Here is a 10,058-nt window from a genome sequence, read left to right on the forward strand (position 1 = left end):
CCCAAGGCGGACAGGGCGGCCGCCGATATCGGCGGCATGAAGAGTTCGGGCAGCGGCAGCCCCTCGGGCGGCGGCAACAGTGGCTCCACGTATGGTCCCGGCGAGGGTCCGGGCGGCGCCACGCTCTATAATGCAGACTGGTTCCGCAGGCCCACCGATGCGCAGCTCGGCGGCTACATGCCCGCCAATGCTCCGCCCGAGGGCTGGGGCATGGTCGCCTGCCAGACGATCGATCACTATCACGTCGAGAACTGCCAGATCCTTGGCGAGTCGCCGCGTGGTTCGGGCTTCGGGCGTGCGGTGCTCAACGCCGCGTGGCAGTTCCAGGTGATCCCGCCGCGCATCAACGGCAAGCCGCAGGTCGGCGAATGGGTACGCATCCGCATCGATTACGGCGTGCGCGCCAGTCCGGGCTGACGTCAGCCCGCCACCGCATCCCAGCGGGCTGTTCCCGGATGGGCAAGGCGGTCCAGCAGTCTTGCCAGCGGCATGGGGCGGGCGATGAAATAGCCCTGCGCCAGCGAAAACCCTGCCAGCCTTGCGCTGACAAGCTGGTTCTCCGTCTCGATTCCCTCGATCACGCATTCCAGCGAGAGCGAGCGGGCGAGGTGACGGATCGCCGTGATCAGGCGGCGGCCGGAAGCCTCGTCCAGCCGCACCGCGAAGCTGCGGTCGATCTTCACCATGTCCAGCGGCAACTGGTGCAGCGAGGACAGGCTGGAATAGCCGGTGCCGAAATCGTCAAGCGCGATCCGCATCCCCGTCTGCCGCAGCCGTTCAAGCGCGGCGCTGGCTATGGCGAACTCCGAGATCAGCGAGGATTCGGTGATTTCGATCAGCACGCGGCGCGGATCGCATGCGGAAGCGGCCATGCGCTGGAGCAGGGCATCGATCGTCTGCGGGTTGCAGATGTCGTTGCCCGACAGGTTGAACGACAGGCGCAGACCGGCAGGCAGCCGCGCCAGTGCGTCGAGCGCCTTGTCGAACAGCGTCAACGTGACGTCGCGTGCACGCCCGACGCGCTCGGCAGAGGCGATCAGCAGTTCGGGCGCAATGTCGCCCAGCCGGGGCGAGTGCCAGCGGGCGAGGCATTCGACGCCGATCGTGTCGAGATCGTCGGTCGCCACGATCGGCTGGTAGTTCAGCGACAGCTCGCTCTCCAGGTCGGCCAGCTGCAGCGCTGCGTCAAGTGCCTGCTCGCTGCGGATCAGTCGCTCCAGTTCCTGCGAAAACAGCACGCACTGGCCGCGCTTGTGGTTCTTCGCGTGGTAGAGCGCGAAGTCGGCGCGGTCGAACAGCAGGTTGGCGCTGGCTGCGGTCTCCGGATAGACGGCAAGGCCGGCGGAGCAGCCGACGGAAACCATGATGTCGCCGATGCGTGCGGGTTCGCGGATGGCGCGGCACAAGTCGCTCGCGACGCGTTCGGCCTCGGGTGGCCCGCTCATGACGATCAGCCCGAACTCGTCGCCGCCGAGCCGGGCGACGATGGCGTCGGGAGGGCAGGCGGCGTTCATGCGCGCGCCGATGATCTGCAGCAGGCGATCGCCATGGGCATGGCCGTGAGTGTCGTTGATCGGCTTGAAGCGGTCGAGGTCGATGAGGCCGACGCTGAAGCGGTCGTCGGGTCCGGCGCGCTCCAGCAGGCCTTCCAGCGTGGCGAAGAAAAAGCGGCGGTTGGGCATCCCCGTCAATGCGTCGGTCTGGGCGAGGCGGGCATTCTCCTCGCCGAGTATCTGCGCCTGCTGGCGCTCGTTGTTGAGGTCGCGCTGGGACGTTTCGAGATCGACGAAGGACCGGTAGGAATCGCGCAGGATCTTGAGGATACCGATCGCGACCAGGGTGATGTTCGCGGCGATGGCGACAAGCACCTCATGGCCGATGAACAGCGAATAGGTGAGGAACGTGCCCAGCACGGTGACGCAGACCGCCATGGCCGCGCGGGGCAGGAAGCTGAGGCAGAATACGCAGCCCAGCACCGTTACCGAGACGAAGACGGCGACGTGGCCGTGCTCGTAAGGGCCGCCGTACTGGTCCAGCGTCAGCGACCAGGCGACGAAGGCCATCGAAAAGGCCACCGCGAAGAAATGGGTGCGGCGCAGGCGTCGGCGGACCGCCTCGGGTTCGAGGTCGGCGGGCTTCACCGGGCGGGTCCAGACGATCATGCGCACGACGCACGCCGCGATCAGGATGCTCGGGATCGTGTAGACCAGCAATGTTGGCGCCAACTGGCGATGGGTGAAGGCCAGGACGGCGGCATTGATCGAAAGCAGCCCGTACAGCGGTGGTATGTGCTCGCGCAGGCGCAGATACTGCGCGACGCTGAGAGGGTACTGACCGGCAACGTTCATGGGGTGCGCGTCTGCAATTCGAGAACGGGGAGCTCGCAAGTGATCCCGGATAGTGTCCAAGTCTTTATGAAAAGTGCACGAGCCTTGCGAAACGATCCCGTAGTTACAGCCGATCCGGTGATTTTGCGGCAGTAAAGGGCATGGATCGGCGCCGCTTCCAAGTGGGCGGATCAGACGCTAAACGCCCGGGCGTGAGCACGCTACCGATCCATGCCGTCCTGCCTGACCTCCTCGCCGCCTTGCGTGCGGGGACGGGCGCGGTGCTGATCGCGCCGCCCGGGGCCGGCAAGACCACCGCGCTTGCCCCCGCCCTGCTGGGCGAGGGCTGGTGCACCGGCACCGTCATCCTTCTTTCCCCGCGCCGTGTCGCCGCGCGCGCCGCTGCGGAACGCATGGCCGAGGGGCTCGGCGAGGCGGCGGGCGAGACGATCGGCTACATCACCCGTCTCGACGTCAAGCGCTCGGCCCGCACCCGTGTCCTGGTGATGACAGAGGCGATCTTCGTCTCGACGATCCTTGCCGATCCGGAGCTTCCGGGCGTGTCCGCCGTGCTGTTCGACGAGGCGCACGAACGCCATCTCGACAGCGACCTCGGCCTTGCCCTTGCGATCGAAAGCCGCAGCATCCTGCGCGAAGACCTGCGGGTGGTGGTGATGTCGGCCACCATCGACGGCACCCGCTTCGCCCGGCTGCTGGGCGAGGGCACGCCGGTCATCGAGAGCGCGGGCAAGGCCTGGCCGCTGGACCTGCGCTGGCTTGGGCACGCGCCGGACAGGCGGATCGAGGATGCGGTGACCTCGGCCGTCCTCACCGCATGGCGTGAGACGGCACAGGAAGGGCGGGGGGGCGACGTGCTCGCGTTTCTGCCCGGTGTGCGCGAGATCGAGCGCGTAGCGGAAGCGCTGGTCCAGAAACTGCCCTCCGCGCTGGTCCTCCCGCTCCACGGACAGTGCGAGCCCGCCGCCCAGCGTGCAGCGATCCGGCGCGATCCAGAAGGATGCCGCCGCGTGGTGCTTGCGACCGCCATCGCCGAGACCTCGCTGACGCTCGACGGCGTTTCGGTGGTGGTGGACGCGGGCCTTTCGCGCCGCGCGGAGTTCGACAAGGCGGCGGGCGTGACCCGGCTCGTCACGCACCGCGCCAGCCGGGCTTCGGCCGCCCAGCGTGCGGGGCGCGCCGCACGCCAGCAGCCCGGCGTCGCCTACCGCTTGTGGGAAGAAGCCGCGCATGCAGGCCGCCCCGAGTTCGACCCGCCGGAAATGCTGACCAGCGACCTCGCGCCGCTAACCCTTGCGCTGGCGCAGTGGGGGGCAGGCGCTCCCGAGGCGATGGCGTGGCTCGATCCGACGCCGGTGCCTGCGCTGGAGGCGGCGCGCAAGGGCCTCGCCGCACTCGGCGCGCTGGACAAGGCGGGGCGCATTACCGCGTTCGGCCGCAAGGTCGCGAGCCTGCCGATGGATCCGCCACAGGCGGCGATGATCTTGCGCGCCGCTGAACACGGCGCGGGCGAAGATGCCGCGAAACTGGCGCTGCTGTTGCAGGAGCGCGGTCTAGGTGGCCGTAGCGACGATCTCGCACAGCGGCTCTCGCGCTGGAACGCCGATCGTGCCCCCCGCGCGCAGGCCTCGCGCAAGCTGGCTTCGGGCTGGGCACGCCGTGCGGCCGGACTGGTGCGGGCGGGCGCTTCGGACGATCTGCCGCCCGGCGTGCTTCTCGCACTCGGCCGCCCGGACATGCTGGCACGCCGCCGCGACGGTTCGGGCGAGACGTGGCTGAGCGCCGGGGGGCGGGGCTACGTGCTCGATCCCGCCTCGCCGCTGGCTGCGCGCGAGTGGATGGTGATCGGTGATGCGCAGGGCCAGGCGAAAGGCGCGCGCATTCTTTCCGGTGCCTCGCTGGAGATTGCCGAAGTCGAGGCGTGGCTGGGTGACGCCATCGAACGTCGCACCATTCTGCGCTGGAACGAGGGCGACGCGCGGGTCGAGGCGCGGCTGGAGCGCTGCATTGGCGCCATCACCCTGACGAGCGGACCCGATCCAGCCCCCGATCCCGAGGCGATCCGCGCTTTCCTGATCGAGCGAATCCGTCTCAAGGGCCTGTCGCTGGTGCCGCTGGGCAAGGGCGCGCAAGGGTTTCTGCGCCGCGCACGCTATGCCGGGATCGCGGCGCTGTCCGAAGAGGCGCTGCTGGCGGATATCGAGGACTGGCTCGGCCCGCTGCTCGGCCGCCGTCTCGACGCGCTCGATGGCGGCGCCTTGTCGCAGGCCTTGCGCAACCGGATGGACTGGAACGACCAGCAGGAGCTTGAACGCCTCGCGCCCGCAGAATTCCGCAGTCCCGTAGGGACCAGCCATCCGATCGACTACGAGGACGAGGGCGGCCCCTCCGTCGAGATACGCGTGCAGGCGCTGTTCGGGCTCGACCGGCATCCCGGTTTCGGCCAGCCGTCGCAGCCGCTCCTGCTCAAGCTGACTTCGCCCGCCGGCCGCCCGATCCAGACCACGCGCGACCTGCCGGGCTTCTGGCGCGGATCGTGGCGCGACGTGCAGCGCGACATGAAAGGCCGCTACCCGCGGCACCGCTGGCCGGACGAGCCCTGGAACGAGGACCCCAGCCTCAAGACCCGCAATGCCTTCGAAGCCATGAAAGGTGGTGGAGGCCGCAAGGCGTGATTCGCGCTTGATTTCAGCCTCGATTCGAGGGCAAAGCGCTGGCTCATGAGCGCACGCATCTATCAACGCCCGAAGAACGCCATGCAGTCCGGCAAGGCGCTGCTCGATCAGTGGACCCTCGAGTTCACACCGTCGGAGGCTAAGAAGCCCGATCCCCTGATGGGTTGGGCCGGTTCGGGCGACATGCAGCAGCAAGTCATCCTGCGCTTTCCGACCTCGGACGAGGCAAAGGCCTATGCCGATAAGTACGGCATCGAGGCCGCCATCCACGCCACGCCGCCGCGCCGGCTCAAGATCCAGGCTTACGCCGACAACTTCCGCTGAGATATTAGGGGGCACGACTTGACGTTGTACAAATTTTTGTACATATTTACGTCATGGAAGTGCTCCCGTTCTCCGAAGCGCGCGCCAATTTCAAGGCGCTGATGGATCATGTGGTGGACGATCGTTCACCCGTCATCGTTACACGCCAAAAGGCGGAAGCGGTGGTCGTGGTCTCGCTGTCCGACTGGAACGCGATGGCCGAAACCATGCACCTTGTCTCGACCCCGGCGAATTCGACCCGCCTGCGCGATTCCATTCGGGAGCTCGATGGGGGGGAAGGGCAGGAACGCAATCTCGTCCAGCCATAGGAGGCTGGAGTGAAAATCGTTTTCGCCTCTCGCGCCTGGGAGGATTACCAGCACTGGGTCGCCAATGACCGTACCACGCTGGAAAGGCTGAATGCGCTGATCGAACAGTGCCGCCGGACGCCTTTCAAGGGGACCGGAAAGCCGGAGCCGCTCAAGGGCGAATTGCAGGGCTGGTGGTCGCGGCGGATCAATCAGGCGGACAGGCTGGTCTATCGCGTCGCCGGAAGTGGAGCGGAGCAGCGGCTGGAAATCGCCCAATGCCGATTCCATTACGTCTGACGCTTGCTTTCCTGTCAAACCACCGCCATAGGGCGCTTCGGGAGTCGGACGGGCGTTTGCGTCCGCCAACTTGGTCAGGTCCGGAAGGAAGCAGCCACAACGGGTTGCGGCGGGTCGTTCGGCTCCTTCATTTTTCTACATCGTTGAATTTTCACGTCTTTGTGTCCTTCTGGATGCGAAGGCTGTGGAACATGCCGGTAAGCGTGCCGCTTTCCTCCTGACATCCCGGGCGCGAACCCCTAGTTTGAGCGACGATGGACGATTCACGCGACATGTTCGGCGATACGCCCCCCTGGGACGAAGACGACGCTGACGACAAGCCCGATGCCGCCGAACTGGAGGCAGCAGGGCAGCAGTCGATGTTCGGCGCTCCTGAGCCGGAAGCGACGCCGGAGCCAAAGCCCACCACTGCCGAACTCGAAGCAGCCGGGCAAAGCGCCATGTTCGCCGAGGCAACCGAACCTGCCGTCGTTCCCGCTCAGCCAAAGCCCGTCGAAGCGCCCTCGGCCAAGCCCGCCCCTGCCGGAACGACAGCGCAGCCCTACCGCGTGCTCGCGCGCAAGTATCGTCCGCAGACCTTCGCCGAACTGATCGGGCAGGAGGCGATGGTCCAGACCCTCGCCAACGCGATCAAGCGCGATCGGTTGGCTCATGCCTTCCTGATGACCGGCGTGCGCGGGGTCGGCAAGACCTCGACCGCGCGCCTCATCGCCAAGGCCCTCAACTGCATCGGCCCGGACGGGCAGGGTGGCCCGACGATCGACCCTTGCGGCCAGTGCGAACCCTGCGTCGCTATCGCCGAGGGCCGCCATATCGACGTCATCGAGATGGACGCCGCCAGCCACACCGGCGTCGACGACGTGCGCGAGATCATCGAGGCGGTGCGCTATGCCGCCGTCTCGGCGCGCTACAAGATCTACATCATCGACGAAGTTCACATGCTCTCGCGCAATGCTTTCAACGCGTTGCTCAAGACTCTTGAGGAACCACCGGCGCACGTGAAGTTTCTCTTCGCGACGACCGAGGTGGACAAGTTGCCGGTCACGGTGCTGTCGCGCTGCCAGCGCTTCGACTTGCGCCGTATCCCCGCGCCGATGCTGGCGGGCCACTTCGCGCACGTCTGCGCGAAGGAAGGCGTCGAGGCCGAGGCCGAGGCACTTGCGATGGTTGCCGCCGCCGCCGAGGGTTCGGTGCGCGACGGCCTCTCGATTCTCGATCAGGCCATCGCGCATGCCGATCTTGACGGTGAAGGGCAGGTCCGCGCCGACAAGGTGCGCGACATGCTCGGTCTCTCGGACAAGAGCGTGCAGCGCAAGCTCATCGCCGCGATCCTGGACGGCAAGGGCGGCGATCTGCTCGACCTCGTCGCGCACCAGTTCGCGCTCGGTGTCGAGCCGATCGCGCTGATGCGCGGCCTCATGGACCTGACCCACCGCGTCGCCGTGGCGCAAGTCAGCGGCAGCGCCGAAGCGCACTCCACCGAGGAGCGCGAGGCGATCGAGGGTTGGGCTAAGTCGCTGCGGGCGGGGCAACTCCATCGCCTGTGGCAACTGCTGCTCAAGGGGCATGACGAGGTGAAGTCCGCGCCCGATCCGCTCGTCGCGGCGCAGATGGCGCTGCTGCGGATCATGCACGCCAGCGACATGCCTGACCCCGGCGCACTGGTCCGCAAGCTGGAGGAAATCGCCTCCCGAGCGCCTGCGGCTCCTGTGGCCGAGCAGGGAAGTGCCGCGTCGGGCGCGCCTGTCGCAATGTCACCGGCTGCGATCTCGCCGCGCTGGGAAGCGCTGGTCGATGATGTCGAGCATGCGGGTGAGATGTCCGCCGCGAACACCATGCGCATGCAGGTGCGGGTGGTCGAGCTTTCGCCCGGCCTGCTGCGCTATGCCCAGCCGCCGGGCTTCAACGAGGACATCGTCGCCGTTCTGCGCGGCGGCCTGCAAGCCGCGACCGGCGAACGCTGGCAGGTCGAGAAAGTCGCGGGAGAAGGCGCGCCCACCCTCGTCGAAGTGCACCAGGTAAAGAAGACTGCCGACGCCGAGGCGCTGCGATCCTCGCCATTGGTCGAGGCGACGCTGGCGGCATTCCCCGGCGCCGAACTCATTCAGGAAGATCGCCAGGCCGCCATCGGCGGTGGCGGCCGCAATTGGAGACGTTGAGATGAAGTCGATGGAAGAGATGATCCAGGCCGCGCAAGCGGCCGCCGAGACCATCCAGAAGCAGATGAACGAAACCCAGGGCAAGCTCGACCAGCTTGAGGTCGAGGGGCTGTCGGGCGGCGGTCTCGTCAAGATCCGCTGTTCGGCGAAGGGCCGCGTGATCGGCGTGGCCATCGACGACAGCCTGATGGTGGCCTCGGAAAAGCCGATCCTCGAAGACCTGATCGCGGCCGCCTACAACGACGCGCGCGTCAAGGCCGACTCGGTGGCGAACGAGGAACTCGCCAAGGCCCAGCAGGGCATGGGCCTGCCGCCGGGCTTCAAGCTGCCGTTCTAAAGCGCGTTTGCCTTTTCGGGGCTTCAACAAGCTCAGCCTGAGCGGTGGTTCGGGCTGGGCTTTTCTTTTTTGCAGTCTTCGCCCCTGGCCCGCTCGTCCTGAGCTTGTCGAAGGACCACGCGCCGACGCTAAGGTCTTGCGCTGAAACGGTGCGGTTCACGCCATTATACCTCGAAATCGGACCTAGCTGGGGATGCCCTCGCAACGTGATGAGGGTAATTTCCTGTAGCGAACAGGCGGGTTTCCACGGCCTTTCGCCTCGAAAAGATTGCAAGGCGACCAAAACCCCCCATATCCTGCGGGAATATGCCGGGGCTGGGCCAAGATGCAGTCCCCGTGCGAGATGATTGGACAAGTGCATTGAACCTGCTTCCGCTTCTGCCGCTGCGTGACATCGTCGTTTTCCCGGGCATGGTCGTGCCTCTCTTCGTGGGCCGCGAGAAATCCGTGGCCGCGCTTGAGGCGGCGATGGCGGGAGACAAGGACATCTTCCTGCTCGCCCAGCTCGATCCCAGCTGCGACGATCCGGATCGTGACGACCTCTACGATACCGGCGTGATCGCCAGCGTCCTGCAGCTGCTCAAGCTGCCGGACGGCACCGTGCGCGTGCTAGTCGAAGGGCAGGACCGTGCCCGCCTCGAAACCCTGCGCTCCGAAACCACGGATGAGGGCGAGATGCTGGTCGCGGGAGTTGAGGCGATAGCGCCGACCGAGGCCGAGGGCACCGAGGTCGAGGCGATGATGCGCACCGTCGTCGACCAGTTCAACGAATACGCCAAGCTCAACAAGAAGCTCAGCCAGGACGCGGGCGAACAGCTCGGCGATATCGAAGATGCGGCCAAGCTGGCCGACACCGTCGCCGCGCAGCTGTCGGCCAAGGTCTCGGACAAGCAGGCGGTGCTTTCCGAATCCGACCCGCTCAAGCGTCTTGAGATGGTCTATTCCTTCATGGAGGGCGAACTCGGCGTCCTGCAGGTGGAACGCAAGATTCGCGGCCGCGTGAAGCGCCAGATGGAAAAGACCCAGCGCGAATATTACCTCAACGAACAGCTCAAGGCGATCCAGTCGGAACTCGGCGGCGGCGAGGGCGACGAAGGTAACGAACTGCAGGAACTGGCCGAGCGGATCGAGAAGACCAAGCTCTCCAAGGAAGCCAAGGAAAAGGCCGTCGGCGAGCTGAAGAAGCTCAAGTCGATGCAGCCGATGAGCGCCGAGGCAACCGTCATCCGCAACTACCTCGACGTGCTGCTGGGCCTGCCCTGGGGCAAGAAGAGCAAGCTCAAGCGCGACATTTCCTCGGCGCAGGAAATCCTCGACGCCGATCATTACGCGCTCGACAAGGTCAAGGACCGCATCGTCGAGTACCTCGCGGTGCAGGCACGGACCAACAAGTTGAAGGGGCCGATCCTGTGCCTCGTCGGCCCGCCGGGCGTGGGCAAGACCTCGCTGGGCAAGTCGATCGCCAAGGCGACGGGGCGCGAGTTCATCCGCCAGTCGCTGGGCGGCGTGCGCGACGAGGCCGAGATTCGCGGCCACCGCCGCACCTACATCGGCTCGCTGCCGGGCAAGATCGTGACCAACCTGCGCAAGGCGGGCAAGTCCAACCCGCTGTTCCTGCTCGACGAGATCGA

At 66.5% G+C, this 10,058-nt stretch carries 8 protein-coding genes, 1 other RNA gene and 1 pseudogene; 9 read left to right on the forward strand and 1 reads right to left on the reverse strand.

Annotated features, from left to right (window positions below):
• Positions 1 to 417, forward strand: a pseudogene (locus LH128_RS17175) (hypothetical protein); the annotation flags it as partial.
• 2 nt (positions 418 to 419) lie between these two features.
• On the opposite strand, the gene LH128_RS17180 reads toward LH128_RS17175, so the two are convergent.
• Positions 420 to 2,348: a putative bifunctional diguanylate cyclase/phosphodiesterase gene (locus LH128_RS17180; RefSeq protein ID WP_008830937.1), complete on the reverse strand. Its 1,929-nt coding sequence runs from the start codon at positions 2,346 to 2,348 to the stop codon at positions 420 to 422.
• A 191-nt stretch (positions 2,349 to 2,539) separates the two neighbouring features.
• On the opposite strand from LH128_RS17180, the gene hrpB reads away from it, so the two are divergent.
• The 8 genes from hrpB to LH128_RS17215 all read left to right on the forward strand — a co-directional run.
• Positions 2,540 to 5,020 (forward strand): ATP-dependent helicase HrpB, encoded by a 2,481-nt coding sequence (hrpB, locus tag LH128_RS17185; protein WP_008830938.1) that lies wholly within the window; start codon positions 2,540 to 2,542, stop codon positions 5,018 to 5,020.
• Between the two features lie 45 nt (positions 5,021 to 5,065).
• Positions 5,066 to 5,344: an ETC complex I subunit gene (locus LH128_RS17190; protein WP_008830939.1), complete on the forward strand. Its 279-nt coding sequence runs from the start codon at positions 5,066 to 5,068 to the stop codon at positions 5,342 to 5,344.
• Between the two features lie 53 nt (positions 5,345 to 5,397).
• Positions 5,398 to 5,652 (forward strand): type II toxin-antitoxin system Phd/YefM family antitoxin, encoded by a 255-nt coding sequence (locus LH128_RS17195; protein ID WP_008830940.1) that lies wholly within the window; start codon positions 5,398 to 5,400, stop codon positions 5,650 to 5,652.
• Between the two features lie 9 nt (positions 5,653 to 5,661).
• Positions 5,662 to 5,931, forward strand: a complete 270-nt coding sequence (locus LH128_RS17200; protein WP_008830941.1) for a Txe/YoeB family addiction module toxin — start codon at positions 5,662 to 5,664, stop codon at positions 5,929 to 5,931.
• Between the two features lie 36 nt (positions 5,932 to 5,967).
• Positions 5,968 to 6,064: signal recognition particle sRNA small type (gene ffs, locus LH128_RS32290), an RNA gene on the forward strand.
• 121 nt (positions 6,065 to 6,185) lie between these two features.
• On the forward strand, positions 6,186 to 8,090 hold the full coding sequence (locus LH128_RS17205; protein ID WP_037519972.1) for a DNA polymerase III subunit gamma/tau: 1,905 nt from the start codon (positions 6,186 to 6,188) through the stop codon (positions 8,088 to 8,090).
• A 1-nt stretch (position 8,091) separates the two neighbouring features.
• Positions 8,092 to 8,427: a YbaB/EbfC family nucleoid-associated protein gene (locus LH128_RS17210; protein WP_008830943.1), complete on the forward strand. Its 336-nt coding sequence runs from the start codon at positions 8,092 to 8,094 to the stop codon at positions 8,425 to 8,427.
• A gap of 411 nt (positions 8,428 to 8,838) precedes the next feature.
• On the forward strand, positions 8,839 to 10,058 hold a 1,220-nt coding region (locus LH128_RS17215), incomplete at its 3' end, for an LON peptidase substrate-binding domain-containing protein (RefSeq protein ID WP_327195204.1).

This window comes from Sphingomonas sp. LH128, from assembly GCF_000293195.2.
Taxonomy (GTDB): Bacteria; Pseudomonadota; Alphaproteobacteria; order Sphingomonadales; family Sphingomonadaceae; genus Novosphingobium; species Novosphingobium resinovorum_A.

What these genes read in the sequence shown, in the direction of transcription:
- LH128_RS17180 (WP_008830937.1), bottom strand. Translation starts at nt 2,348, where the DNA reads ATGAACGTTGCCGGTCAGTACCCTCTCAGCGTCGCGCAGTATCTGCGC.
- LH128_RS17190 (WP_008830939.1), top strand. Translation starts at nt 5,066, where the DNA reads ATGAGCGCACGCATCTATCAACGCCCGAAGAACGCCATGCAGTCCGGC.
- LH128_RS17195 (WP_008830940.1), top strand. Translation starts at nt 5,398, where the DNA reads ATGGAAGTGCTCCCGTTCTCCGAAGCGCGCGCCAATTTCAAGGCGCTG.
- LH128_RS17205 (WP_037519972.1), top strand. Translation starts at nt 6,186, where the DNA reads ATGGACGATTCACGCGACATGTTCGGCGATACGCCCCCCTGGGACGAA.
- LH128_RS17210 (WP_008830943.1), top strand. Translation starts at nt 8,092, where the DNA reads ATGAAGTCGATGGAAGAGATGATCCAGGCCGCGCAAGCGGCCGCCGAG.